At 70.8% G+C, this 24,046-nt stretch carries 27 protein-coding genes; 15 read left to right on the top strand and 12 right to left on the bottom strand.

Going from position 1 to position 24,046, the window contains the following annotated elements:
- Positions 1-96: 96 nt before the first annotated feature.
- A complete protein-coding gene (locus AB0O15_RS15925) occupies positions 97-267 on the top strand; it encodes a hypothetical protein (RefSeq protein WP_364318847.1) in 171 nt (56 codons plus the stop codon).
- Here AB0O15_RS15925 and AB0O15_RS15920 read toward each other — a convergent pair.
- The 5 genes from AB0O15_RS15920 to AB0O15_RS15900 form a co-directional block, all read right to left on the bottom strand.
- Positions 264-713: a response regulator gene (locus AB0O15_RS15920; protein ID WP_364318845.1), complete on the bottom strand. Its 450-nt coding sequence runs from the start codon at positions 711-713 to the stop codon at positions 264-266. The two genes, AB0O15_RS15925 and AB0O15_RS15920, sit on opposite strands and share 4 nt — an antisense overlap.
- Positions 714-807: 94 nt before the next feature.
- The gene (locus AB0O15_RS15915) at positions 808-1,119 is read right to left on the bottom strand and encodes a hypothetical protein (protein WP_364318843.1); all 312 of its coding nucleotides are present in this window, start codon (positions 1,117-1,119) and stop codon (positions 808-810) included.
- A 13-nt stretch (positions 1,120-1,132) separates the two neighbouring features.
- A complete protein-coding gene (locus AB0O15_RS15910) occupies positions 1,133-1,651 on the bottom strand; it encodes a hypothetical protein (protein WP_364318841.1) in 519 nt (172 codons plus the stop codon).
- A 131-nt stretch (positions 1,652-1,782) separates the two neighbouring features.
- A complete protein-coding gene (locus tag AB0O15_RS15905) occupies positions 1,783-3,150 on the bottom strand; it encodes an amidase family protein (RefSeq protein ID WP_364318839.1) in 1,368 nt (455 codons plus the stop codon).
- Positions 3,151-3,179: 29 nt separating this feature from the next.
- Positions 3,180-4,337, bottom strand: coding sequence for a cystathionine gamma-synthase (locus AB0O15_RS15900; RefSeq protein ID WP_364318837.1), 1,158 nt, complete (start codon positions 4,335-4,337; stop codon positions 3,180-3,182).
- Positions 4,338-4,361: 24 nt separating this feature from the next.
- Between AB0O15_RS15900 and AB0O15_RS15895 the strand changes: the two genes are divergently transcribed.
- From AB0O15_RS15895 to ilvA, 3 genes are read left to right on the top strand one after another with little or no spacing between them, the layout of a single operon-like run.
- On the top strand, positions 4,362-4,799 hold the full coding sequence (locus tag AB0O15_RS15895; protein ID WP_364318835.1) for an HIT family protein: 438 nt from the start codon (positions 4,362-4,364) through the stop codon (positions 4,797-4,799).
- Between the two features lie 11 nt (positions 4,800-4,810).
- Positions 4,811-5,473, top strand: a complete 663-nt coding sequence (msrA, locus tag AB0O15_RS15890; protein ID WP_364318833.1) for a peptide-methionine (S)-S-oxide reductase MsrA — start codon at positions 4,811-4,813, stop codon at positions 5,471-5,473.
- 49 nt (positions 5,474-5,522) lie between these two features.
- Complete coding sequence (gene ilvA / locus AB0O15_RS15885; protein ID WP_364318831.1) at positions 5,523-6,776, top strand: threonine ammonia-lyase; 1,254 nt, start codon at positions 5,523-5,525, stop codon at positions 6,774-6,776.
- Between the two features lie 3 nt (positions 6,777-6,779).
- Here the strand turns inward: ilvA and greA are convergent, their stop codons facing one another.
- Positions 6,780-7,274: a transcription elongation factor GreA gene (gene greA, locus AB0O15_RS15880; RefSeq protein ID WP_364318829.1), complete on the bottom strand. Its 495-nt coding sequence runs from the start codon at positions 7,272-7,274 to the stop codon at positions 6,780-6,782.
- A gap of 71 nt (positions 7,275-7,345) precedes the next feature.
- Positions 7,346-7,768 carry a DUF4307 domain-containing protein gene (locus AB0O15_RS15875; protein ID WP_364318827.1) on the bottom strand — a complete coding sequence of 141 codons (423 nt, stop codon included), beginning with the start codon at positions 7,766-7,768 and terminating at the stop codon, positions 7,346-7,348.
- 110 nt (positions 7,769-7,878) lie between these two features.
- On the opposite strand from AB0O15_RS15875, the gene mca reads away from it, so the two are divergent.
- From mca to AB0O15_RS15835, 8 genes are all read left to right on the top strand, one after another.
- A complete protein-coding gene (gene mca / locus AB0O15_RS15870; protein WP_364318825.1) occupies positions 7,879-8,763 on the top strand; it encodes a mycothiol conjugate amidase Mca in 885 nt (294 codons plus the stop codon).
- A gap of 79 nt (positions 8,764-8,842) precedes the next feature.
- A complete protein-coding gene (locus tag AB0O15_RS15865) occupies positions 8,843-9,130 on the top strand; it encodes a hypothetical protein (protein ID WP_364319051.1) in 288 nt (95 codons plus the stop codon).
- Positions 9,131-9,416: 286 nt separating this feature from the next.
- On the top strand, positions 9,417-11,954 hold the full coding sequence (locus AB0O15_RS15860) for a bifunctional diguanylate cyclase/phosphodiesterase (RefSeq protein WP_364318823.1): 2,538 nt from the start codon (positions 9,417-9,419) through the stop codon (positions 11,952-11,954).
- Positions 11,955-12,200: 246 nt separating this feature from the next.
- Positions 12,201-12,524: a hypothetical protein gene (locus AB0O15_RS15855; protein ID WP_364318821.1), complete on the top strand. Its 324-nt coding sequence runs from the start codon at positions 12,201-12,203 to the stop codon at positions 12,522-12,524.
- Between the two features lie 254 nt (positions 12,525-12,778).
- Positions 12,779-14,194: a CYTH and CHAD domain-containing protein gene (locus tag AB0O15_RS15850; RefSeq protein WP_364318819.1), complete on the top strand. Its 1,416-nt coding sequence runs from the start codon at positions 12,779-12,781 to the stop codon at positions 14,192-14,194.
- Between the two features lie 60 nt (positions 14,195-14,254).
- A complete protein-coding gene (gene ppk2, locus AB0O15_RS15845; RefSeq protein WP_364318817.1) occupies positions 14,255-15,220 on the top strand; it encodes a polyphosphate kinase 2 in 966 nt (321 codons plus the stop codon).
- Positions 15,221-15,523: 303 nt separating this feature from the next.
- On the top strand, positions 15,524-16,462 hold the full coding sequence (locus AB0O15_RS15840; protein WP_364318815.1) for a ribonuclease Z: 939 nt from the start codon (positions 15,524-15,526) through the stop codon (positions 16,460-16,462).
- Complete coding sequence (locus AB0O15_RS15835) at positions 16,425-16,922, top strand: GNAT family N-acetyltransferase (protein ID WP_364318813.1); 498 nt, start codon at positions 16,425-16,427, stop codon at positions 16,920-16,922. The genes AB0O15_RS15840 and AB0O15_RS15835 overlap by 38 nt, the downstream gene beginning before the upstream one ends.
- A gap of 316 nt (positions 16,923-17,238) precedes the next feature.
- Here the strand turns inward: AB0O15_RS15835 and AB0O15_RS15830 are convergent, their stop codons facing one another.
- Positions 17,239-17,532 (bottom strand): hypothetical protein, encoded by a 294-nt coding sequence (locus tag AB0O15_RS15830; protein WP_364318811.1) that lies wholly within the window; start codon positions 17,530-17,532, stop codon positions 17,239-17,241.
- 181 nt (positions 17,533-17,713) lie between these two features.
- Between AB0O15_RS15830 and AB0O15_RS15825 the strand changes: the two genes are divergently transcribed.
- Positions 17,714-18,640 (top strand): trypsin-like peptidase domain-containing protein, encoded by a 927-nt coding sequence (locus AB0O15_RS15825; protein WP_364318809.1) that lies wholly within the window; start codon positions 17,714-17,716, stop codon positions 18,638-18,640.
- Positions 18,641-18,682: 42 nt separating this feature from the next.
- On the opposite strand, the gene AB0O15_RS15820 is transcribed toward AB0O15_RS15825, so the two are convergent.
- The 4 genes from AB0O15_RS15820 to AB0O15_RS15805 all read right to left on the bottom strand — a co-directional run bounded on the left by AB0O15_RS15820 (position 18,683) and on the right by AB0O15_RS15805 (position 21,976).
- Positions 18,683-19,195, bottom strand: coding sequence for a transposase (locus AB0O15_RS15820; protein ID WP_364319050.1), 513 nt, complete (start codon positions 19,193-19,195; stop codon positions 18,683-18,685).
- 369 nt (positions 19,196-19,564) lie between these two features.
- Positions 19,565-19,936, bottom strand: a complete 372-nt coding sequence (locus AB0O15_RS15815; protein ID WP_364318808.1) for a transposase — start codon at positions 19,934-19,936, stop codon at positions 19,565-19,567.
- Between the two features lie 332 nt (positions 19,937-20,268).
- Positions 20,269-21,627, bottom strand: coding sequence for a cystathionine beta-synthase (locus AB0O15_RS15810; protein WP_364318806.1), 1,359 nt, complete (start codon positions 21,625-21,627; stop codon positions 20,269-20,271).
- Between the two features lie 4 nt (positions 21,628-21,631).
- A complete protein-coding gene (locus tag AB0O15_RS15805; protein WP_364318805.1) occupies positions 21,632-21,976 on the bottom strand; it encodes a YkvA family protein in 345 nt (114 codons plus the stop codon).
- A gap of 168 nt (positions 21,977-22,144) precedes the next feature.
- Here AB0O15_RS15805 and AB0O15_RS15800 point away from each other — a divergent pair, with 168 nt between their 5' ends.
- Together AB0O15_RS15800 and AB0O15_RS15795 are read left to right on the top strand one after the other, a co-directional pair.
- Positions 22,145-23,218, top strand: coding sequence for a GDSL-type esterase/lipase family protein (locus tag AB0O15_RS15800; protein WP_364319048.1), 1,074 nt, complete (start codon positions 22,145-22,147; stop codon positions 23,216-23,218).
- Positions 23,215-24,006: an SGNH/GDSL hydrolase family protein gene (locus AB0O15_RS15795; RefSeq protein ID WP_364318803.1), complete on the top strand. Its 792-nt coding sequence runs from the start codon at positions 23,215-23,217 to the stop codon at positions 24,004-24,006. Before AB0O15_RS15800 ends, AB0O15_RS15795 begins: the two co-directional genes overlap by 4 nt.
- Positions 24,007-24,046: the final 40 nt, after the last annotated feature.

Below are 24,046 nucleotides of genomic sequence, written 5' to 3'. Positions count from 1 at the left end.
ACGGAGGTACGCCAGACCACTCCTTGCCTCCCGCACCGGGGTGATCAATGACGACCAGGTCGCATCCCCCGCCGCGGACACCACGTTGAGCACCGCATGGACCACTTCAAGCTGATCGCATCCGCCCTGGTCAGCGTGGCAACGTTCATCCTGCTGAGAACCTTCCGGGCCCCGACCACCGCCGCGCTCATCCTGGCCGTGGCCGCCGGTGCCGTGGCGGCGACGGTGCTCTACCTGATGTCCCGCCGCGAGCGGGGCCGAACCTAGGCCGCGTTGAGCAGCGTTCGCACCCGGGTCAGCAGCTCGTTCGGGCTGAACGGCTTGGTCAGGTAGTCGTCGGCGCCGACCGCCAGGCCCAGGTCGATGTCGTACGGCATGGCCCGGGCGCTGACGATGAGCACCGGCACGTCGGCCATCCCGTCCTGGCGGTGCACCTGGGTGCACACGGCCAGGCCGTCCATGCCCGGCATCGAGACGTCGAGGATCATCAGGTCGGGCCGCTCACGGGCCGCCAATTCCAGCGCGGCATCGCCGTCGGACGCGGTCAGCGTGCGGTAGCCGGCCGCCCGCAACTTGATCGCGAGCAGGTCGCGGATGTCGTCGTCGTCGTCCACCACGACGATGCACGGCGCCGTCGGCGGGCGGGTGATCTCGCCGTCCGGGTGGGAACGGGACCGGAACAGGGCGGGCGCGGCGGGGGCATTGCTCAGCACGGGAAGCTCCTCTCGACTAAGACTGTCATCGGCCGCCCACCGATGATCCGGAGCACAACGCGGGTTGCGAACCGGGTGCGAGAGCATACGACCCTTACCGAAACTCGTTCTTCTGGTGGTTGTCACCACTCTGATTGATCTGAACCGCCTGCCAGTTACGCATGTCGTACGGGCCGGATCCGCCGAGCCCCGGCCCGGGGTCACGACGGTCCGCAACGGCGGGCGGCCGGGCCGGCATGAGGTACGGGCCGAGCAGCGCGGCGAGCGCGATGAACCCGCCACCGATGGCGGCCAGGGTCTTGGCCTTCTCCAGCCCTACGGTGTAGAGGTAGGCGGCCAGGACGGCCAGCACGAGGAGGGCGACGACCCGCCCTGCTTTGACGGCGGTCCGGTTGTCACGAGCCATGGCGAGGTTCCTGTCAGGAGATCGTGTAGCGGGCGTTGTTCCACTTGATGCTGCTGTTGCCGCTCGCCGTCACGGTGCACTGGCCCTGCGGGCAGAACGTGTCCGGCGGAATGGTGATGCGGGTCGAGAAGGAACCCTCGCTGTTCGCGGTCACCACCGCGGCCTCGAACATGTGGACCTCGATCGAGACGGATTCGCCGGGCTCGAAGTTGCGGCCGGAGACCTTGATCCGCGCGCCCTTCGGGCCGCTCGACGGGCTGAGGCTCACCTCGGCGCGGGCCGGCTGCTTGAACGCGGGCGGCGCCCAGCCGCCGCTCTTCTCCTTCGTGCCGGGCGTGGGGTCGTCCGTCACGTCGGCGGTGATCGCCGACCACACTTCGCTCGCGGCCGCGGGAATCGAACTTCCGAAGAGCAGGAGAGCGGTGATGATCACCCCCGCGACAGCGAGAGATCCGAAACCGACGACAACGGTCTTCGACTTGAAGATGTTCTGCATGAAGTTGTCGCCGTGCTTGTTCGACTGATACGGCATGGGGCGCCTCGACGGGGTGAGAGCCAGGTCTGATCGGCGCGAGATGTCCGAGCCACACCGGTAAACGACCGCGGTCCGCCCCGGACACGCGAGCGACCCCGGCCCTGGGCCGGGGTCGCTCGTTCGTGCGGTCAGACGATGGCCAGGCGCTGCCAGGGGTTCTGGATCTCGAACTGGCCGGCGATCGAGAGCAGGAGCACCTCGGAGTCGGGCGGGCCGACCAGCTGGACGGCCAGCGGCAGGCCGTCGGGGCGGGTGCCCACCGGGACCACGATGGCGGGCAGGCCGGCGAAGTTCCAGGGCGCGCTGTACGGCGCGTACTGGGCGCTGGCCTGGAAGCTCTTGCGCCAGCTGCCGGTCGCCCAGCCCTCGGCCGGCGGGGGCGGGCCGGCCAGGGCCGGCGTGAGCAGCACGTCCACCTTGCGGTCGGCGAAGAACGCGATCGCCCGCTCGCGCCAGGCGTCGCGCTGCTCCTGGCGTACCCATCCTCGGTTGTGGATGAATTTGCCCAGCCTGGCGTGCATGCGGCTGCGGGGCTGGAGGGTCGACAGGTCGACGCCCATCGCCTCGGCCTCGCGGTGGGCCGAGGCCAGCCAGGTCGCCACGGCCTGGGGCCCCAGCTTGACGCCGTAGCCGGGCTCGGCCGTCAGGGTGCTGTGGCCGGCGTCGACCAGGAGCTTGGCCGCCGTGCCGACGGCGTTGCGGTTGGGCTCGTCGGCCTTGCTGCCGGCCACCGGTGACCGCAATGACACGCCCACCCGCAGTCGGGACGGCTCGGTCAGCTTCACCGGGCGGCGGCCGGCGAGCACGCTGAAGCCGACGGCGGCGTCGCCGACCGTGGTGGTCAGCACGCCGTTCTCGGCCATCCCGTACCAGCCGTCGATGCCCAGGTCGCAGGGGACGACGCCGCGGCCCGGTTTGAGCCCGACCAGCCCGCAGCAGGCCGCCGGGATGCGGATCGAGCCCAAGCCGTCGTTGGCGGTCGCCATCGGCACCAGGCCGGAGGCGACGGCCGCGGCGGAACCACCCGACGAGCCGCCGGGCGTGCGGTCGAGCGCCCACGGGTTGCGGGTGGCGTGGTCCTCGTCGTCGGTGAACGGCCACAGGCTCAGCTCGGGCGCCCGGGTCACGCCGACCACGACGGCGCCCGCCCCGCGCAGCCGACGGACCACCTCGTGGTCCTCCTCGGCCACGGCGGTGCGGACCGCGGCCGAGCCGTTCCAGGTCGGCAGGCCGGCCACCGCGGTGTTCTCCTTCACCGCCACCGGCACCCCGGCCAGCGGCAGGTTGGAGAGGTCGTCCTGGTCGTCGACCTTCTCGGCCTCGGTCATCGCCTCGCCGCCGCGCACCACCCGGAACGCGTGCAGTTCCGGATCGCTGATCGCGACCTGCTCCAGGTGGTCGGCGACCACCTGGGTGGCCGTGGTGTCGCCGCGGCGGACGGCCCGCGCGATCTGCTTCGCGGTGGCGCCCACCAACGTGGTCGGTACGTATTCCATCGCGTATCCCGTTCTCGCCGGAATGAGCCTCAGGAGGCGCCCAGAGCCTGGTCCAGATCGGCCAGCAGGTCCTCAAGCGTCTCGATGCCGACAGACAGTCGCACGAGATCCGAGGGGACTTCAAGCGCAGAGCCCGCAGCACTGAGGTGTGTCATCTGTCCCGGGTGCTCGATCAGCGACTCCACGCCGCCCAGCGACTCGGCGAGAATGAACAGCTTCGTCCGGTTGCACACGTCGATGGCCTGCTCAGCGCCACCGGCGAGGCGGAACGACACCATGCCGCCGAAGCGGCTCATCTGCTTGGCGGCGGTTTCGTGTCCGGGATGCGACTCGAGACCCGGATACAGAACTTCCGCGACCGCGCGGTGCGAGAGGAGGTACTGCGCGATCCGCTCGGCGTTGTCGCAGTGCCGGTCCATGCGTACGCCCAGAGTCTTGATGCCGCGCATGGTGAGCCAGGCGTCGAACGGCCCGCCGACCGCGCCCATGGCGTTCTGGTAGAAGGTCAGTTCGTCGCCGAGCCCGTCGTCGGCCGCGACCAGGGCGCCGCCGATCACGTCGGAGTGGCCGCCCAGGTACTTGGTGGTGGAGTGCACGACGACGTCGGCGCCCAGCGCGATCGGCTGCTGCAGGTAGGGCGAGGCGAACGTGTTGTCGACCACGAGCATGGCGTCGTACTCGTGGGCCAGGCCGGCCAGCGCCGGGATGTCGGCGATGTTCAGCAGCGGGTTGGTCGGCGTCTCGGCCCAGATCAGCCGGGTGTGGCCGGGGCGGAAGGCGGCCCGGACCGCGTCCAGGTCGTCGAGCGGCACCGCGGTCCAGTCGAGGCCCCAGGTCTCGGCGACCTTCGCGAAGAGCCGGAAGGTGCCGCCGTACGCGTCGCCGGGGATCACCACGTGGTCACCCGGCCGGCAGACCGCCCTCAGCAGGGTGTCCTCGGCGGCGAGCCCGCTGGCGAAGGCCAGGCCGCGGCGGCCGCCCTCGAGCGCGGCCAGGCATTCCTGCAGCGCGTCGCGGGTCGGGTTGCCGGACCGGCTGTACTCGTAGCCCAGCCGCGGGGAGCCGACCGCATCCTGCGCATATGTGCTGGTCTGGTAGATGGGCGGGACGACCGCCCCGGTCCGCGGGTCCGGCTCCTGCCCGGCGTGAATCGCGAGGGTGTCGAATCCGTGCTGATCGGCGCTCATGACCGGCAAGGCTAGTCTTCACCCGTGGCGGCTTGCCTGTTCTGTGGGATCGTGGCGGGAGATGTGCCCGCCTTCCGGGTGGTCGAGCGTCCTTCGGGCGTGGCGTTTCTCGACATCCGCCCGGTGTTCAAGGGGCATGTGTTGATCGTGCCGCGTCCGCACGTACCCCAGCTCATTGATCTTGATCCTGATCTTCTGCCCGGTTTCTTCGCGTTTGTGCAAGAGGTGGCGGCGGCCGTGCCCGCGGCCCTGGGCGCGCAGGGGACGTTCGTGGCGATGAACAACGTCGTGTCACAGTCGGTGCCACATCTGCACGCACACGTCGTACCCCGGACAAAGGGTGACGGACTACGCGGATTCTTCTGGCCGCGGACCAAGTACGCGTCCGACGACGAGGCTGCTGAGTACGCCGGGCGCATCGGTAAGGAACTGGGCGCCGCCGGCGTTACACCTGCCGGATGAAGGGAGTGACCGTGTTCCTACGGCACAAGAAGCTCGACCTGCCCACCGCCGAGACCGCCCTCCCCGGCCGCCTGCTGGGGATGCCGGTGGCCGACAAGCACACCGAGTTGGGCACCCCGCTGCAGGGCCCGTGGCCGGACGGCTTCGGGGTCGCGGTCTTCGGGATGGGCTGCTTCTGGGGTGCGGAGCGGATCTTCTGGCGGCTGCCGGGCGTGTACTCGACCTCGGTCGGCTACGCCGGCGGCAGCACACCGAACCCGACCTACGAGGAGACCTGCTCGGGGCGGACCGGCCACGCCGAGGTCGTCCAGGTGGTGTACGACCCGGCCAAGATCAGCTACGAGCGCCTGCTCAAGGAGTTCTGGGAGAACCACGACCCGACCCAGGGCATGCGCCAGGGCAACGACGTCGGCACCCAGTACCGCTCGGCGATCTACACCACCAGTGACGAGCAGGCGCGCATCGCGCAGGCGTCGCTGGCGGCCTTCCAGCCGGTGGTGACCAAGGCCGGCCACGGCGAGATCACCACCGAGATCGCGGCGCTGGGCCAGTACTACTACGCCGAGGACTATCACCAGCAGTACCTGTCCGACGCGAAGAACCCGTACGGCTACTGCAACCACGGCCCCAACGGCATGACCTGCCCGGTCGGGGTGGCGTCGACCGACGCGTAAGTGATCCACGAGACTGCACCGATCGTGCGTGTTCTGCGACGATCGGTGCATGTCTGCCCTTGATCTTTTGCGGCTGGAAGACATCGAGAAGGCCCGTGACCTGCTCTCCGGCGTCGTCCTCCGGACCCCGCTGGAGGAGTCCCGGCTGCTGACCTCGATGCTGGGCGTCCCCACCTACCTCAAGTGCGAGAACCAGCAGCGGGCCGGGTCGTACAAGGTGCGCGGCGCCTACACCCGGATCGCCCGGCTCAGCGAGGCGGAACGGGCCCGCGGGGTGGTCGCGGCCAGCGCCGGCAACCACGCCCAGGGGGTCGCGCTGGCCGCCGGGATGCTCGGCGCCCACGCCACCGTCTTCATGCCCGAGGGCGCGCCGCTCCCCAAGGTCAGCGCGACCAAGGGATACGGCGCTTCGATCGAGTACGCCGGACACACCGTCGACGACTCGCTGGTGGCGGCGACCGCCTTCGCCGAGCGGACCGGCGCGGTGCTGATCCACCCGTTCGACCATCCGGACGTGATCGCCGGGCAGGGCACGGTCGGCCTGGAGATCCTCGAGCAGTGCCCCGAGGCCGGCACGATCATCACCGCGGTCGGCGGCGGCGGGCTGGTCTCCGGCGTGGCGGTGGCGGCCAAGGCGCTGCGGCCGGACATCCGGATCATCGGGGTGCAGGCGGCGGGCGCGGCGGCGTACCCGCCCTCACTGGCCGCCGGCGCGCCCCAGAAGCTGGCCGCCTCCGACACCATCGCCGACGGCATCGCCGTGCTGCGGCCCGGCGATCTCACCTTCGCCCACGTCAGCAAGCTGGTCGACGAGATCGTCACGGTCACCGACGACGACCTGTCGGCGGCGCTGCTGATGTTGCTGGAACGGCACAAGATGGTGGTCGAGCCGGCCGGCGCGGCCGCGGTGGCCGCCCTTCGTACGCATCGGCCGGCGACACCCGGGCCGGTGGTGGCGATCCTCTCCGGCGGCAACATCGACCCGATGCTGCTGCTCCGGGTGATCGAGCACGGTCTCGCGGCGGCCGGCCGCTTCCTGCGGCTCACGGTGCGCTGCGGCGACCAGCCCGGCGAGCTGGCCGGGGTGCTGTCGAAGATCGCCCAGCACCGGGCGAACGTGGTCGATGTGGAGCACTCGCGACAGAACCCGCGGCTCGCCTTCGGCCAGGTCGAGGTGGCCCTGTCCGTGGAGACCCGCGGACCGGACCACTCGAAGGCGCTGATCGGGGCGCTGCGGGACAGCGGTTATCAGATCACCATGCTGCCCGGGCAGCACCCCGCCATGCAGTACTCGGTGCCGTAGGTCCTAGCCGCCGTACGGCTCGGACTTGACCACGGTGACCTTGATGTCGGAGCCGCTGGGCGCGGTGTAGGTCACGGTCTGACCCTCGGAGGCGCCGAGGATCGCCGTGCCCAGCGCCGATTCCGGGCTGTAGACGGTCAGGTCGGTGGTCGCGGCGATCTCACGCGAGCCGAGCAGGAACGTCTCGGTGTCGCTCTGGTCGTCGTCGAAGTAGATGGTGACCACGCTGCCCGGCGCGACGTTGCCGGACGCCGGCGGCTCGCCGACCTCGGCCGTGCGCAGCAGTTCCTTGAGATAGAGGATGCGGCCCTCGGCCTTGCCCTGTTCCTCACGGGCGGCGTGGTAGCCGCCGTTCTCACGAAGATCGCCCTCCTCGCGGCGGGCGTTGATCTCGGCCGCGATCGCCGGACGAGCAGCGATCGCCTCGTCGAGCTCGGCCTGCAACCGGTCGTAAGCCTCCTGCGAGAGCCAGGTCTTCGAGGCCTCTGAACTGGACACGGTCGATCTCCTCGGTGAAGGGCACGGAATGTAGCGAATCCCAAACTCTACCAGCGTCACGCGCACCGAGCTCAGCTCGAAGCACGGCACCGGACCACGTCGCCGTGCGACGCGCGAGCCCTGGTCGGGACGTCTTCGCGGGCCGTGATCGGCCCTTCCGCCCCCGGGTTGGCCACCCGCACCTCGCGCCGGCCGACCTCGGCGCCGTCGTACGAGCGCGCACGCAGGACGCACGTCGCCGTCCCGCCGGCCGGGACCCGAACCTCGAACTCGACGGTCAACCGGGTGTCCGAGTCCTTGCTCCAGCCGACGATGCGCGACTGGTAGTCGGTCTGCCCGTACCGGCCGTAGAGCTGGACGGTGAGCAGCACCGAGGCGACCAGGACGAGGACGCCGAAAACGATCGGCACGATCCGGCGGCGGGCGCCGGGCGTGCGGCGATGGCCGTACCGGCCCGGCGGGAAGACCGGGTTTGTGGCGCGCGTCTCGTTCACCTGGGGCGCCTCTCGTGCGATTTCTGTCCTAGCGATCGGCCAGAATGGCAGGTGTTCATTCTTCCAGGGCGTCGATTCAGTCTCGACGGCCGGTCTGAGGGGTCTTTGCGGTGACGGAGCAGTTGCGGTTGATGGCGGTGCACGCGCACCCGGACGACGAGTCGAGCAAGGGCGCGGCGACGATGGCGCGGTACATCGCCGAGGGTGTCGACGTGCATGTGGCGACCTGCACCGGTGGCGAGCGCGGCAGCGTGCTCAACCCCAAGATGGACCGGCCCGAGGTGCTGGCCGACATCACCAACATCCGCCGCGCCGAGATGGACCGGGCGCGCGAGATTCTCGGCGTCAAGCAGGACTGGCTCGGCTTCGTCGACTCCGGCCTGCCCGAGGGCGACCCGCTGCCGCCGCTGCCCGAGGGCTGCTTCGGCCTCCAGGAGCCCAAGGAGGCGGCGCTGGCCCTGGTCAAGCTGATCCGCGAGTTCCGGCCCCACGTCATGACCACCTATGACGAGAACGGCGGCTACCCCCACCCCGACCACATCATGTGCCACAAGATCTCGGTGGTGGCCTTCGACGTGGCCGGCGACCCCGAGGCCCACCCCGAGCTGGGCGCGCCGTGGCAGCCGCTGAAGCTCTACTACAACTCCGGCTGGATCAAGGCGCGCATGATGGCCATGCACGAGGGCATGATCGAGCAGGGGCTCGAGTCCCCGTACGGCGAGATGCTCGAGAAGTGGGTCGACCGCGACGACCGGGGCGACAAGATCACCACGCGGATCGAGTGCGGGGAATACTTCGGCGTCCGCGACGACGCGCTGCGCGCCCACGCCACCCAGGTCGACCCGGACGGCTTCTGGTTCAAGGTGCCGCTCGACCTGCAACAGAAGGTCTGGCCGACCGAAGACTTCGAACTGGCCCGCTCGCTGGTCGACAGCCCGGTCCCCGAGTCCGACCTGTTCGCGGGCATCCGGGGCACCGCGTTCGCCACCAGATAAACAGGGTTACTCTCAGTACGTGGACTTCGTAGCGGTCAACAACTTCGGCGATACCCGCGAGGGCGGCCTGGCCGGCCCGATGGGCGCCTTCATCATTGTGCTGATGGCCATAGCGACTGTTCTGCTGATTCGCAACATGAACAAGCGCCTGCGTCGGCTTCCCGACAGTTTCGACAACGTCGATGCATCGAAGCGGAAGCCCGGCGCGGCCGAACCGGCGGCCGCCGAGCCCGGCGACGAGAACGTCGAAACGGCTCCGTCCGCTGACGATGATCGATCGCGTTCGACCATCGTAGAGACAGAACCGCAGGTCAGAGGCGTCGAGCCGGACGACCGACCGGCCGCATCGGACGGCGGGGCGAAGTAGCGACGACGGGGTGATCAGCCGTCCACAGTGGCCGGACGGCCTTCATGGACGGTCATCACCCTCCGTTACACAGCGGAGATCGACGATCACATTCCGCCGACCCCTGTTGTCTTCCCGAGGATTGGCTTAGCCTTCCGCCGGGGGCTTGAATGCCCCGGGACCCTGTGCGGAAGGGGGCGCCGATGTCGACCACATTCCGCCCGCCGCTTCCTCCACTGCAGATGCACGTGCATCCGCGAGTGCCGATGTTGATCAGCACTCCGGAGCAGGTGGTCGGGGGGCTCCGATGGTGATGTCCTCCCTGACCAATACGGCTCCGGCGGCCGATCGGTTCGGTCTCGCCGGCCGGCCGCGACAGGTTCTCGCGCTGTACGCGACCGTCCTCATCGCCGCGATCACCCTCATCGCCACCGGGCTCCTCACGACCGGCCCGGCGCCCGACGGCGCACCGATGTCGGCGTTCGGCGGGCTCGGTGTCGCCGCCGCCGTCGTCGCCGGCGGACAACTCGCGCGGCTCCGGTTCCGGCTCGGCCGCGGCACGGTGAGTGTCTCCTGGGGCGAGGCCGCGTTCATCATCGGCTCGGCGCTGGTGCCGTCCGGCTGGCTGCCGCTGGCCACCTTCGTCGGCGCGGCCGGGGCCTGGCTGCTGATCTCCTGGCTCAGCGACCACCGCTCGATCGCCGACATCGTCCACCTGGCCGCCTCGCTCACCGTCGGCGCGGCCGGCGCGGCGCTGGTGTCCACCCTGGTCGGCGCCGGGGCCGGGCTCGACGACACCCGCCAGCTGGTCGGCATGGTCGCGGGCGCCTGCACCTACCTGGTCATCACCCTCGGCCTGGCCACCCTGACCCTGGCCCTGCACCGCGACGCCTCGGCCGGCCAGATCCTCGGCCGGGCCCTCAACGCCAAGATCCCGATGCTGGTCGGCAACGTGCTGATCGCCCTGCTCGGGCTCTGGGTGCTGCTCCACGAGCCGCTCTGGCTGCTCGCCTTCCCGCCCGCGCTGTGGCTGCTCCAGCGCACCTACCGGCACCACCTGGTCGCCGAGGAGGAGCGCCGGGTCTGGGCCGCGTTCGCCAAGGCCACCGCCGCGCTGCCCGGCCTGGTCGAGGCCGACGTGGTGGCGGCCGGGCTGAGCGGGGCGATGGACGTGTTCGGCGCCCGGCGGGTCGAGATCGAGCTGCGGCGGCCCGGCGGCGGGCTGCGCCGCTACTACGACGACGCCCCCGGTCAGGACGTGGCCGCCTCCGGCCTGCCCGGCCCGGTGATCACCCGGACCATGATGGTGGCCGGCGCCACCGTCGGCGAGCTCACCGTCTGGCTGTCCGAGCCCACCCTGCCGGTGACCCGGGACGAGCTGGCGGTGTCCGCGTACGGCGACGCGCTGGCCGGCGCCCTGCACGACGCCGCCTCCCACGAGCGCCTGACCCAGCTCGAGGCGCGGGTCGCCCGCGACGACGTCCGCGACCAGCTCACCGGCCTGCTCAACCGGTCGGCGCTGCTCGGCGACGGCGACCGCGCGCTGCGGGCCGTCGCCCGCGAACGGCACGTCGCCCTGATGCTGCTCGACCTGCGGCGCTTCCGCGAGGTCAACGACACCCTCGGGCACCGCTCCGGCGACGAGGTGCTCACCGTCATCGCCGAGCGGATCACCGACCTGGCCCGCGAGGGCGAGCTGGTGGCCCGGGTCGGCGACGACGAGTTCGCGGTGCTGATGCCGGCGCTGCTGGCCCTCACCGACTCGGCGTCCCGGCTCCAGGAGGCGCCCAACCCGCTGCCCCAGGTCGTCCGCCGGGCCCGTGACCTGGCCGAACAGATCGCCCAGCCGATGGAGGTGGCGGGCGTACGCCTCTCCGTCGAAGCCACCATCGGCGTGGTCGTCACCCCCGCCGGCCTCGGTGACGCGGCCGAGCTGATCCGCCGCTCCGGCCTGGCCCTGCAACACGCCAAGGAGCTCGGGCTGACCGTCGGCACCTACGACAGCGCCCGCGACCTCGGCTCCACCGACCGCCTGGCCCTGCTCGCCGACCTCCGCGACGCCCTCCAGGCCACCGACCAGATCGTGCTGGCCCTCCAGCCGGCCGTCGACCTGGAAAGCGGCGCGCCCACCGGCGTCGAGGCGCTGACCCGCTGGAAGCACCCCCGGCGCGGCCACCTCTCCCCCAACGACTTCATCCCCATGGTCGAACGCAGCGAGCTGCTCGGGGCGTTCACCCGCTATGTCCTCGACCGCTCACTGGCGGCCGCCGCGAGCTGGGCGCGGGCCGGCTTCGACCTGCCCGTCTCGGTCAACATCTCGGCCCGCAGCCTGCTCGACCCGACCCTGCCGGCCCAGGTGTCCGACCTGCTCCGCCGCAACCACACGCCGCCCGGCCAGCTGGTCCTGGAGATCACCGAGTCGGTGGCGGTCAGCGACCAGGAGGTCGTCGACGAGGTGCTGGCCGGCCTGCGGGACCTCGGGGTGCAGCTCTCGGTCGACGACTTCGGCACCGGCTACTCGTCCCTGACCTTCCTCACCCGGGTCTGCGTCGACGAACTCAAGATCGACCGCTCCTTCGTCGACGGCATGATCGACTCCCCGGCGGCCGAGGCGGCTGTACGCGGCGCGGTCGAACTGGGCGGCCGGCTCGGCGCCCGGGTGGTCGCCGAGGGCGTGGAGACGGCCGAACAGCGGGTGGCACTGCTCGAACTGGGCTGCACGGTGGCGCAGGGCTACCACTTCTGCCAGCCGCTGCCGGCCGACAAGATCGTCTACGCGCTCCGCCAGCTGGCCGAGGCCGCACCCGCCAAGATCGTCCCGCTGCGCGCCGACGACGCCAGCTGAGCGCCTTCCGGGGCGCCGGCTGACGTGGGTGCCGCCGTGAGGGTCGGCCTGCGTCAGGCGGCCCCGCACGGGGTGGTGTGGCGGGTTACGCGCCCTGCTCGGCTGGCGCTGCCGCGTCGCGGCAGGCTTTGCGGGCGTTGGGCGTACCCGGAGAAGGTTTTGACCCTTGTGGGGGTAAAAGATCGACATGTGCGGACATCGCGATGAGACTTGGGATGGAGAGAACGGACGACCGGGGGGTGCGATATGCCCGGGTTTCACAATGATGACGAGCGGGTCGCCTGGGCGATTGCGGAGTCGCTGCTGGAGAAGGCGCGGGCGATGATGCGGCAGGCTGAGTCCGCGCTGGAGCGGTTCAAACGAGGGAAAGAGATCAACCGGCAGGTCTGTGCGCGGCGCGGTATCAACGAGACCGACGCCGAGATCCGGTGGGCGGCTGACGCCCGGGCCAAGAACGCGCTGACCGACAACTCGTTTCACACCGGCCTCGCGACGATGTACTTCGGGGCCGCCAACGCCTACTACGCACGGGCGCTCTACCTGCGCAGCCGCAGCAACCTGCCGGTCTGAGACCTGCGCGCCAAGAGCAATCTGGCGGTCTGAGGGGGACGCAAAGCGCCGCTCCGGCCGGGGCGGCGGTCGGAGCGGCGCTCGTGTGAGCCTCGGGGCCGCCCGGCACGCACGGGGGACGGCCGGACGACCCCGAGGGGTCTGTGTCCAAGGATGCGAGCGATAACTGTGATTCCGCTGAGGGCCACCGGACGAACAACTGAGAAATTGGGATGGGCTGTGTCGCGCCCGGCGCGGCGGGCAACATTGACAGGATGCAGATCAGTACGGAGACCGAGCGGAAGTACGACGTGCCGGCCGACTTCGTGCTGCCGGACCTGCCGGGGGCGGGGGACGGCGCGACGCACGAGCTGGACGCAACCTACTTCGACACGGCCGACCTGCGGCTCGCCCACCATGAGCGCACGTTGCGGCGGCGCACCGGCGGGTCGGACGCGGGCTGGCATCTGAAGACGCCGGGCCACGGCTCGTCGCGCACCGAACATCGGCTGCCGCTGGGGCGGAGCGCCGACGATGTGCCCACCGACCTGCTCAAGGAGGTCCGGGCGCTGGTCCGGGACAATCCGCTGCGGCCGGTCGCGCGGCTGCGTACCCATCGCCTCGAGACGCCCGTGCGCGACGACAAGGGCCGCACCCGCGCCCTGATCGCGCAGGACACGGTGACCGCGGAGACCGACGGGGTGGCCCAGACCTGGCAGGAGGTCGAGGTCGAGCTCACCGAGCAGGGCGACCGCAAGCTCCTCGACGAGATGGAGCGCCTCCTGCTCGCGGCCGGCGCCTCACCCGCCGACGGCCCGTCCAAGCTGGCGCGGGCGCTGGCCGGGCGCCTCAAGGCCACGACGCAACGCAAGAAGATCAAGCCGAACCCGGTTCTCGGGTACGTACGGGAGCAGCGCGAAGCCATCCTGGAACATGATCCGGGTGTCCGCCGCGGCGACGCCGAGGCCGTGCACAAGATGCGGGTCGGCACCCGCCGCCTGCGCAGCACCCTGAAGACGTTCAAGCGTTCGTTCCCGCCGGACTCCGTCGAGTTCCTCAAGGGCGAGCTGAAGTGGCTGGCCGGGTCGCTCGGCGAGGTCCGCGACGGGCAGGTGCTGGAGGGCAAGCTGCTGGCCGCGGTCGAGGCCGAGGGCGAGGAGTTCGCCCCGGTGGCCGAGCGGGTCCGCGACCATCTCGACACCAAGATCGCCGAGGGCCGGCGGCAGCTCGACGACGACCTGAACGGCGAGCGCTTCTACCGGCTGCTGGACGCGATCGACGGGCTCATCGCCGGCTGGGACGGCGGCGAGTCCAAGCCGATCCGCCGGGTCGGCAAGGCGCTGGACAAGGCCGACCGGCTGCTCGACGAGGCCACCCTCAAGGGCCAGGACGAGCCGCTGCATGAGGCGCGGAAGGCGTACAAGCAGGCTCGTTACGCGGTCGAGGTGTTCGCACCGGGCGCCGGGAAGCCGGGCAAGCTACTGGTGAAGCGGCTGACCGACCTGCAGGACGTGCTCGGCAACCACCAGGACTCGGTGGTGGCCCGGGAGATTCTGCGCGACCTCGGCGACACCTTCGAGTACGGGGTGCTCTGGGCGCGGCAGGAACGGATTGGGTACGACACCCTGGGCGAGCTGCCGTACGTGACCCGCCTGTCCCGGAAGCGCTCGCTGCGCTCCTGGCTGGGCTAGTTAACCTCCAGGCCACCTTCCGGTCGGCGTGGGGTCGCCACGACTGGGTAGGAAGCGGGTATGCAGGCGGAGGCGGAAGACAACGGCACCGAGATTCCGGACGACGGGACCACCGAGCCCTACCACGGTTCGAACAAGGCGCTCGGCGGCTACCGGGTGGCCGACGACGACGATGACGACCCGGTGCTGCTGAACACCGACGGCACTCCGGTCGACACCTGGCGCGAGGACTACCCGTACGACGAGCGCCTCGCCCGCCACCACTACGACCACGACAAGCGCCTGCTCCAGATCGAGCTGCTCAAGCTGCAGAACTGGTTCAAGGAGACCGGCGAGCGTCTGGTGGTCCTCTTCGAGGGCCGGGACGCCGCCGGTAAGGGCGGCACGATCAAGCGCTTCATGGAACACCTCAACCCGCGTGGCGCCTCGGTGGTGGCCCTGGCCAAGCCCAGCGAGCGCGAGAGCACCCAGTGGTACTTCCAGCGCTACATCAACCACCTGCCCGCGGCCGGCGAGATCGTGCTGTTCGACCGGTCCTGGTACAACCGGGCCGGCGTCGAGCGCGTGATGGGGTTCTGCACCCGCCAGGAATACCTGGAGTTCATGCGGCAGGCCCCGGAGCTCGAGCGGATGCTCGTCCGCTCGGGCGTCAACCTGGTCAAGTTCTGGTTCTCGGTGGCGCAGAGCGAGCAGCGGACCCGGTTCGCGATCCGCCAGGTCGACCCGGTCCGCCAGTGGAAGCTGTCACCCATGGACCTCGCCTCGCTGGACAAGTGGGACGACTACACCGAGGCCAAGGAGGCGATGTTCTTCTACACGGACACCGCCGACGCCCCGTGGACCGTGGTGAAGAGCAATGACAAGAAGCGCGCCCGTCTCGAGGCGATGCGTTACGTGCTGAACCGCTTCGACTACACCGGCAAGGACCACGAGGTGGTCGGCACCCCCGACCCGCAGCTCGTCGGCCCGGCGGCGATGGCGGTCGAGGGCGGCGACATGTCCCCCCGCGCATTCCCGCGGCTTTAGTGGTCCTAAAGACGTTGTCGGAACGCCTCTCCGGTGGTTAACGTGGCCGTACACGTGAAGGGAGGTGGTCCGAAGTTGTATAGCAACGGGACTCGTGAGGTGGCTGTCCGTTAGCCGCTGTCCTTGACAGCTTCGTCGGCTGCTTTTCTGGCAGCCTGTAGTGCGTCGAGACCGTGTGGCAGCGGTGCGGCGAATTCAAGATAGCCACCCGACCCCTGGGGATCCGGCCTAGTCCGACCGGACCATGCTGCGGCGTGGAAGTCCCCAGGGGTCGCTTCTATGTCCGGTCCGGATCGGGGTGCCATGCGCGAGCTCGTCGTCCTCGGCACCGCCAGCCAGGTGCCGACCCGCTACCGCAACCACAACGGGTACGTGCTGCGCTGGGACGACGAGATCATCCTGTTCGACCCGGGCGAGGGCACCCAGCGGCAGATGTTGCACGCCGGCCTGGCCGTCACCCCGCTCACCCGGATCTGCGTCACCCACTTCCACGGCGACCACAGCCTCGGCCTGCCCGGCGTCATCCAGCGCATCTCGCTCGACCGCGTCCCGCACCCGGTGGCCGTGCACTTCCCGGCCGGCGGACGGGTGTTCTTCGACCGGCTGCGGCACGCCACCAGCTTCTACGACCAGGCCGATCTGCTGGTCGAGCCGGTCGACGCGGGCTTCGCGGTGGAGACCCGGGCCGGGCGGCTCACGGCTCTGCCGCTCCGGCACGTCATCGACACGTACGGGTACCGCCTGCAGGAACCGGACTCGCGGCGGATGATCCCGGCGCTGCTGGACGCGTACAACATCCGTGGCCCGGCGATCGGCGAGCTCCAGCGCACCGGCCGGCTGGGGGCCGTGCACCTCGACGACGTGAGCGCCCCGCGCCCCGGTCAGAGCTTCGCGTTCATCATGGACACCGGCCTGTGCGACGCCGTCTACGAACTCGCCGAGGGCGTCGACCTGCTGGTCATCGAGTCGACCTTCCTCGCCGAGGACGCCACCCTGGCCGCCCAGGTCGGTCACCTGACGGCCGGGCAGGCGGGCGCGGTGGCGCGTGAGGCGGGCGTACGCACGCTGGTCCTGACCCATTTCTCGCAGCGCTACACCGAGCCGGCCGCCTTCCTCGACGAGGCCGCCGAGCAGTTCGACGGCACCATCGTGGTGGCCGACGACCTGATGCGGGTCCCGGTTCCGGCGCGGCTAGTTTCGAACGATGACGAACGTGCAGCTGCGAGCCGGACGGAACTCTGACCTCGCCGGGGTCGGCGACCTGCACTACCGCTCCCGCGCCGCCGCCTACCGCGACATCCTCCGCCCCGAGACGCTGACCTTCGGCGGCGACGGCCGTCTGAGCGAGTGGTGGACCGAACGCTGGAAATGGGAGCAGACCACCCACCGCCTGACCGTGGCCACCGCCGACGACGAGCTGGTCGGCTTCACCTACATCGGCCCGACCCACGACGACGGCGTCCTCGAGCTGTACGCCATCCACGTCGACCCGGCTCACGTCGGCACCGGCGTCGGCCGTCTGCTGATGGAGGACGCCCTGACCCACCTGGGCCCCCACGCCGTCCTCTGGGTCCTGCCCCGCAACACGCGGGCCCGCCGCTTCTACGAACAGGGCGGCTGGCACCCCGACGGCGCCTCCCGAGTGGAAACGATGGGCAACGAAAAGGTCGAACACATCCGCTACACCTTGCGCCGCCCCTAGCGGGGCCGGCAGCGGGCCGGAAGTTTTGATGGCGGGGGCGCGTGACCGTGAATGCGGGGGAACCTGGTCACGCGTCCCCGCCAACCGTGCCCGCCCAAACCGGGGGTTGCGCCTGGCCGGAGGCGCGGACCGGCGGAGGCGTGCCGGTCGTATCCGTTGTGGGCGGGTCTGGGTGCGGGAGGCCGTTGTGCTGGCGGGGCACAACGGCTTCACCGCCGTTGGACGGGGTCCCGGGGCCGAAAGGGTTCGGTCCTTGCCGGGGGACGGTCAAGCATCCCCGGGACGGTCCGTCCGCGGACTCTGGTGTGGAGTTGTGTCAGCGGAAAGAGCCTCGGTTGCGCCGGTGGCGGGTGTCGTCCACGCCGGGCATGGCGCGGATGCTGTTCAGGTCGTGCCGCAGGGTCCAGGCCTCGCGCCACGGGCGCCGGGACGCCGCCGCCGCGCGTTCGGCCAGGCGGCGTGGTGCGCAGGGCCACCGCCATCCGCACCAGACGCAGGTGCCGTCCGGGTCGGGCTCCTGGTGCCGGCCGAGCATCTGCTGCGCGTCCTGCCACAGCAGAGGGTCCACCACATCGGCCGGTGCGAGCTCAGTCCGGTCGGCTGTGACCATTCCTCCCCCTCCGTAGTTCAACGGTCGTGGCGACTTCCGTCACGACACATACAACCGCCGCCGCCCCCGCACCGATCGGACTTTCTGTGCGATTGTCCCCACGGACCGTAACTAGGCCCGTTCGCCCAGGGCGTACGGCCAGGCGACATGGACGCCGGTCAGCGCGGCGTTGACTCCGAACATGGACACCGAAGAGGCCCTCGACGCCTACAGCCGCGTGGTGACCGGTGTCGCCACCAGCCTCCTGCCGTCCGTCGCCGCCCTGTCCGTGCGTACCCCTCGCGGGGGTGGCGCCGGATCGGCGGTCACCTTCACCGACGACGGCTTCCTGCTCACCAATGCTCACGTCGTCAGCGGCAGCAACGGCGGCACGGCCGCGTTCGCCGACGGCACCGACTCCCGCTTCGACCTGGTCGGCGCGGATCCCCTCTCCGACCTGGCCGTGGTCCGGGTGCATCACCCGGGCGCACCGGCCGCCCCGCTCGGCGACGCCGACAAGCTGCGCATCGGCCAGCTGGTCGTCGCCGTCGGCAACCCGATGGGCCTGGCCGGCTCGGTCACCGCGGGCGTGGTCTCCGGCCTGGGCCGGTCGCTGCCCGCCCGGGACGGCCGCCGGCTGCGGATCATCGACAACGTCATCCAGACCGACGCCGCCCTCAACCCGGGCAATTCGGGTGGCGCGCTCGCCGACTCGGCCGGCCAGGTGGTCGGTGTCAACACCGCGGTCGCCGGGTACGGGCTGGGCCTGGCCGTGCCGATCAACGAGCCGACCAGGCACATCATCGGCGAACTGCTCGCACACGGCCGGGTCCGCCGGGCCTGGCTGGGCGTCGCCGGGGTGCCGGTCCCGCTGCCGCCACCGCTGGCCGAACGCCTCGGCCAGAAGCACGGCCTGCGGGTCGTCGAGGTGGTTCCGGGCAGCCCAGCCGGCCTGGCCGGGATCTACCTGGGCGACGTGCTGGTCACCGCGGGCGGCCGCCCGACCGGCACGGTGCAGGCGCTGCAGCGGCTGATGCTGGGCCCGGCCATCGGCGCCGACCTCCCGATCACCGTCCTCCGCCGCAACGCCTTCGTCGACGTGGTCGCGATCCCCCAGGAGCTTCCATGATCACGATCGGTGGTCGCTCGCCGGAGCGTTCATAAATCAAGATCAAGAGCTGGGGGTCGTAGCTGGGTGGTGGGTACGGACCGTCGCTCCCGGTACCCCTTTGTCAAGGGGTGCTGGGAGTGTGGGGTGGTTTAGGCTTGGGGTGGCGGGTTCGGGTTGTGACTTGTCCGAAGTGTCGATTTCGGGGTTGAGTCGGCCGCGCTGGATTTCAGAGTCGCCCCCGGGTGTCCTCCCGGGCCCGTCCGGGGTTGTGTCGTTGGGTGTGGTTTTGGTGGTGTCGGTGGTCATCTGTCGCCAGACGAGGTCGGACAGGCGTCGTTTGAGGGCGCGGGTGGCTTCTTTGGGTGTTTTGCCTTGGGCGAGTTTGCGTTGGTAGTAGTCGCGTCCTTCGCTGTTGTGGCGGATTTGGGCGAGGGCGGCGATGTGCAGGACCCGGTTGAGGCGGCGGTTGCCTTTGCGGGACAGGCGGTGGCGGATGTTGTCGCCGGAGGACGCGTCGATGGGTGCGGTGCCGTTGTAGGAGGCGAAGTGTCCGCGGCTGGCGAAGCGGCTGATGTCGGTGACGTCGGCGAGTAGCCGAGCGGGCCGATCCCGCGGAGGTTCTGCAGTCGGCTGCCGGTGCCGGCCAGGACGGCGGACAGTTGTTTCTCCGCGGTTTTCATCTTGGTGTCCAGTGTGGTGATCTCGTCGAGCAGGTCTTCGGCGAGGTGCCGGCGGGTGGCCGTGACCCAGTCCGTGGTCGTGGTGCGGGCGGGGGCGGTGATACCGGCCAGCAGGTCGCGGGCCTGGTGGATGCTCAGGTTTTTCTTCGCTCCACCGGGGATCAGTTCGAGCAGTAGCTGGTGCAGCCGGTTGATCGTTTCGGTGCGGGTCACGGCGAGTTGTTCACGGCGGTCGATCAGCAGCCGCAGCACGGTGGTGACGTCATCGGCGCCGACGTGGTGCAGTCCCCGGGGTGCGCAGCGCGGTCACGGCGATGTGGTGGGCGTCGGCCGGGTCGGTCTTACGGCCGTTGCCGGTCGCGAACGCGCGGGTCCGTGCGGACAGCTTCGCGGGTACGTCCAGCACGGTTTCACCGTCGGCGACCAGGCGCTGGGCCACGTGCCGGCCGATGCCGCCGCAGCCTTCGACCGCCCACACGCGGTCGGGGTAGGAACGGCCGGCGGCGAGCATGGCCCGGTAGCCGGCGTGGTCGGTGCCGTAGCGGCCGGTCGCGACCGGCCGTTCACGCTGATCGAGGACTTCGATGGTGGCCGAGCGTTTGTGCGGGTCGACACCGATGATCAACCGAGCCATGAAGCCGAGGCCAGAGAACCCTGCCGGTCACCTCGACCCAGCCCGGCCCGGCCGCGGTCGTAACACCAATCCTCTTAAGTAGCCGAGGGTCGCTTCGCTCCACCTGCGTGACTGGTCACCCTGACGGCGCTCCGCGCCGATCGGCCCGACCGCCGGACCGGCCATCGCCAACCGCCGGAATCTTGGCACGCGTCGGCGCTCGAAATGATCTTCGCGCGCGCACCGCCACCTCCCCCACCCCGGCACTGGGTGGGCGGAAAGGTAGCGGACGCGGGCGACGATTTTGCGGCGTTGTCCACAGGCGGGGGCAGGCGAGCCGGGCGGTGGACGGCCTACGAGACGTGGGCCAGGAGGTCTTGCCTGGTCAGGACGCCGGCCGGCTTGCCGTCGATGAGGACCATGGCGGCGTCGGCGTTCTCCAGCAGGGCCACCGCCTCGGCGACCGGCTGGCCGCCGCCGATCATCGGCAGCGGGTCGCCCATGTGCCGTTCGATCGTGTCGTGCAGGTGGGCCTGGCCGGTGAAGATGGCGTCGAGCAGGGCCTTCTCGGCGATCGAGCCGGTCACCTCGCCGGTGACGACCGGGGGCTCGGCCTTGAGGACGGGAAGCTGGCTGATCCCGTACTCCCGCATGTAGTCGATCGCGTCACGGACCGTCTCGGTCGGGTGGACGTGCACCAGGGGCGGCATCCGCCCGTCCTTGCCGGCCAGCATGTCGGCCACCGTGGGCGTCCCGGCCGACGTGTGCAGGAAGCCGTAGCGGGCCATCCAGTCGTCGTTGAAGATCTTGGAGAGGTAGCCGCGGCCACCGTCCGGCAGCAGGACGACCACCACGTCGTCGGGGCCGGCCCGCCGGGCCACCTCGAGCGCCGCTACCACGGCCATGCCGCACGAGCCGCCGACCAGCAGGCCCTCCTCGCGGGCCAGGCGGCGGGTCATGTCGAACGAGTCCGAGTCGGACACCTCGACGACCTCGTCGCAGATCGACCGGTCGTAGGTCTCCGGCCAGAAGTCCTCGCCGACCCCCTCGACCAGGTACGGCCGCCCGGTGCCGCCGGAGTAGACCGATCCTTCGGGGTCGGCGCCGACGACGCGGACGCTGCCCCGCTCCTTGAGGTAGCGCCCGACCCCGGAGATGGTGCCGCCGGTGCCGACGCCGGCCACGAAGTGGGTGATCCGCCCGCCGGTCTGGTCCCAGAGCTCCGGCCCGGTCTCCTCGTAGTGCGAGCGCGGGTTGGCCGGGTTGCTGTACTGATCGGGCTTCCACGCGCCGGGGATCTCCCGGGCCAGCCGGTCGGACACGTTGTAGTAGGAGCGTGGGTCTTCCGGCGCCACCGCGGTCGGGCAGACCACCACCTCGGCGCCGTACGCCCGCATCACGTTCTGCTTGTCCTCGCTGACCTTGTCGGGGCAGACGAAGACACAGCGGTAGCCACGCAGCTGGGCCACCAGGGCCAGGCCGACGCCGGTGTTGCCGCTGGTCGGCTCGACGATGGTGCCGCCGGGGCCGAGGATGCCCGCCTTCTCGGCGTCCTCGACCATCCGCAGCGCGATCCGGTCCTTGACCGAGCCGCCGGGGTTGAAATATTCCACCTTGGCCAGCACCGTGGCCGAGATGCCCTCGGTCACGCTGCGGAGACGCACGAGGGGCGTGTTGCCGATGAGTTCGACGACGTTGTCGTAGTAGCGCACGCCGTCAGACTACGACGACGCGATCTCGTTCCTGCTCCCACTCCAGGAAGCGCTCGGTCTCGGCCAGCATCGCGCCGGCCAGCCAGGTGATCATCACGGCGTCGTCGGCCAGGCCGACCACCAGCAGGGCCGCCTCCGGGACGAAGTCGAACGGCGACACCACGTAGGCGGTCGCGGCGGCCATCGCGGCCACCCGCCAGCCGCCGTCGTACTCACGTTTGGCACTTGCCTTGATCATCCGGGGTAGCGCGGCCAGTCGTTTGCTCAGAGACGGTCCCCCGCGCGAGCCACGCATGAGGGCCCGCCCGAGGGCGCTGAACGCCGAGGCGCGCTTGAGCGTCTTAGCCATACCTCTTCCTTTCCCCGATCAGCCCAATATGACTCGTACGCGCCAGTGCCAAGCGTGCGACAGGTCGGGAGCGGGTCACGAAACAGGCCTTAAGTAGACAGCGAACTGTCGCCCCTGCGAGTTAGCTTGGAGCTTGTGGAGGGGATCAACTGGGTCCGGGCCGGGCGAATCGCCGGCGGAGTGGCCGGCGGCGCCGCGGGCGCGGCCGGTCTGTCGCTGGCGCTGCTGCTTCATCAGGCGGCCGACGCCCGGCGGATCATCCCGATGGCCGAGGCGCCGCCCCCGCGTGGTGACGGTCTGTACGGTCCGAAGTTCCCCGGCAAGCCGCTGAGCATGGTGGTTCTCGGCGACTCGACCGCCGCTGGTTACGGCGTGCACCGCCCGCGCGAGACGCCGGGCGCGCTGCTGGCCACCGGCGTGTCCCGGCGGCTGCGCCGGCCGGTCCGCCTTCATCGGGTCGCGGTGGTCGGCGCGATGTCGGCCGGTCTTCCCTTCCAGGTCGACGACGCGCTGGAGTACGCGCCTGAGGTCGCGGTCATCCTGATCGGTGGCAACGATGTCACCCATGTGACCGGGTTCGGGGCGGCGGCCAAACACCTCGGCGACGCGGTCCGGCGGCTGCGCGCCACCGGCTGCAAGGTGGTGGTCGGCACCTGCCCCGACATCGGGGCGATCCAGCCGATCAAGCGGCCGCTGCGCTGGCTGGCCCGCCACTGGAGCCGTCAGCTCGCCGCCATCCAGACGGTGGCCGTGGTCGAGGCCGGCGGCAGCACGGTGTCGATCGGTGACCTGCTCGGCCGGCAGTTCGAGGCCGACCCGATCCGGATGTTCGGCTCCGACCACTTCCACCCCTCGGCGGTGGGGTACGCCCGCGCGGCCGCCGTGATCATGCCCACTTTGATGGCCGCGCTCGGCGAGGACGACCGGGTCGCGCCCAGCGGGGCCGAGGGGGTGCGCAGCCTCGAGGAGGCGGCCCAGGAGGCGGTCCGGGCGGCCGGCACCGAGGTCCGCCCGACCAAGGTCAACGGACGCGCCCGCGGTCCGGCCGGTGTCTGGGCCCAGCTGCGCCACCACCCGTGGTTCGGCGAGCAGCGATTCCGGTTCAGCCACCGCGCCGCGCGCCCCGGCGAGTTGCCCGGCACAACCTCTCCGGCTCCGGCGGCGTCTACCGATGGGGCGGTTCCGAGCGGCCGTTCGTCGGCCACGGCCGTAGGGTGGACACCGGAGGGAGGCCAGGTATGACGGGTTTGACGGGTCGCATCGGCAAGGCCGCGGCCACCACGCTGATCGCGAGCGCGGTGGGCAGCGTCGCGCTGATCGCGGGTGAGGCGATCGCCGCGCGCGGCCGACGCTATGCCAAACCGACCATGGGCCTCGCCCTGCGCACCAGCATGGGTCCGGCCCACGCGCCGAAACTGCGCCTGGTGCTGCTCGGCGACTCGGCGGCGATCGGTGTCGGGGTCGAGTGGCTCTCCGAGACGGTCGGCGGGCAGCTCGCCCGCATGCTGGCCGAGGGCTCGGCCGACACCGGCGAGCGCCATGTGCTGCTGTCCAGCGTCGGCGTGGCCGGTTCCCGCTCCACCGACCTGGCCACTCAGGTGGCCCGTGCGCTGCTCGGCGACAAGCCCGACGTGGCGGTGGTGCTGATCGGCACGAACGACGCGACCGGTCTGCGCGTTCCCGAGGAATCGGCCGACCATCTCGGTGCGGCCGTCCGCCGGTTGCGTGACGCCGGCGTCGAGGTCGTCGTCGGCACCTGCCCCGACCTGGGTGCGGTCCGCTCGATCGCCCCGCCGCTGCGCCAGATCGCCGGGCTGCTCGGCCGCCGCGTGGCCAAGGCCCAGGCCAGAGCCGTGACCGAGGCCGGCGGCGTGGTGGTCGAACTGGGCCGCGAGACCGGCGCCGTCTTCCGGGCCGACGCGGGCACCCTCTGCTACGACGGCTTCCACCCGTCCGCCGACGGCTACCGCGTCTGGGCCCACGCCCTGTTCCCCGCCGTGGAGGAAGCCGCCCTGATCGCCGCGGTCTGACGCGGCGGGTGTGACGAACCGACACTTTCCACGGCATGTT

Origin of the sequence: Actinoplanes sp. NPDC089786, assembly GCF_040684855.1 — a bacterium.
GTDB lineage: Bacteria > Actinomycetota > Actinomycetes > Mycobacteriales > Micromonosporaceae > Actinoplanes.
The sequence above is the reverse complement of the archived record's forward strand: the minus strand, read 5'-3'. Positions and strand labels throughout refer to the sequence as shown.

Coding starts and splice junctions, on each gene's coding strand:
- AB0O15_RS15925 (WP_364318847.1), top strand. CDS start 97: ATGGACCACTTCAAGCTGATCGCATCCGCCCTGGTCAGCGTGGCAACG.
- AB0O15_RS15915 (WP_364318843.1), bottom strand. CDS start 1,119: ATGGCTCGTGACAACCGGACCGCCGTCAAAGCAGGGCGGGTCGTCGCC.
- AB0O15_RS15910 (WP_364318841.1), bottom strand. CDS start 1,651: ATGCCGTATCAGTCGAACAAGCACGGCGACAACTTCATGCAGAACATC.
- AB0O15_RS15905 (WP_364318839.1), bottom strand. CDS start 3,150: ATGGAATACGTACCGACCACGTTGGTGGGCGCCACCGCGAAGCAGATC.
- AB0O15_RS15900 (WP_364318837.1), bottom strand. CDS start 4,337: ATGAGCGCCGATCAGCACGGATTCGACACCCTCGCGATTCACGCCGGG.
- ilvA (WP_364318831.1), top strand. CDS start 5,523: ATGTCTGCCCTTGATCTTTTGCGGCTGGAAGACATCGAGAAGGCCCGT.
- AB0O15_RS15865 (WP_364319051.1), top strand. CDS start 8,843: ATGGGCGCCTTCATCATTGTGCTGATGGCCATAGCGACTGTTCTGCTG.
- AB0O15_RS15860 (WP_364318823.1), top strand. CDS start 9,417: ATGGTGATGTCCTCCCTGACCAATACGGCTCCGGCGGCCGATCGGTTC.
- AB0O15_RS15855 (WP_364318821.1), top strand. CDS start 12,201: ATGCCCGGGTTTCACAATGATGACGAGCGGGTCGCCTGGGCGATTGCG.
- AB0O15_RS15850 (WP_364318819.1), top strand. CDS start 12,779: ATGCAGATCAGTACGGAGACCGAGCGGAAGTACGACGTGCCGGCCGAC.
- ppk2 (WP_364318817.1), top strand. CDS start 14,255: ATGCAGGCGGAGGCGGAAGACAACGGCACCGAGATTCCGGACGACGGG.
- AB0O15_RS15840 (WP_364318815.1), top strand. CDS start 15,524: ATGCGCGAGCTCGTCGTCCTCGGCACCGCCAGCCAGGTGCCGACCCGC.
- AB0O15_RS15835 (WP_364318813.1), top strand. CDS start 16,425: ATGACGAACGTGCAGCTGCGAGCCGGACGGAACTCTGACCTCGCCGGG.
- AB0O15_RS15830 (WP_364318811.1), bottom strand. CDS start 17,532: ATGGTCACAGCCGACCGGACTGAGCTCGCACCGGCCGATGTGGTGGAC.
- AB0O15_RS15825 (WP_364318809.1), top strand. CDS start 17,714: ATGGACACCGAAGAGGCCCTCGACGCCTACAGCCGCGTGGTGACCGGT.
- AB0O15_RS15815 (WP_364318808.1), bottom strand. CDS start 19,936: ATGGCTCGGTTGATCATCGGTGTCGACCCGCACAAACGCTCGGCCACC.
- AB0O15_RS15805 (WP_364318805.1), bottom strand. CDS start 21,976: ATGGCTAAGACGCTCAAGCGCGCCTCGGCGTTCAGCGCCCTCGGGCGG.
- AB0O15_RS15795 (WP_364318803.1), top strand. CDS start 23,215: ATGACGGGTTTGACGGGTCGCATCGGCAAGGCCGCGGCCACCACGCTG.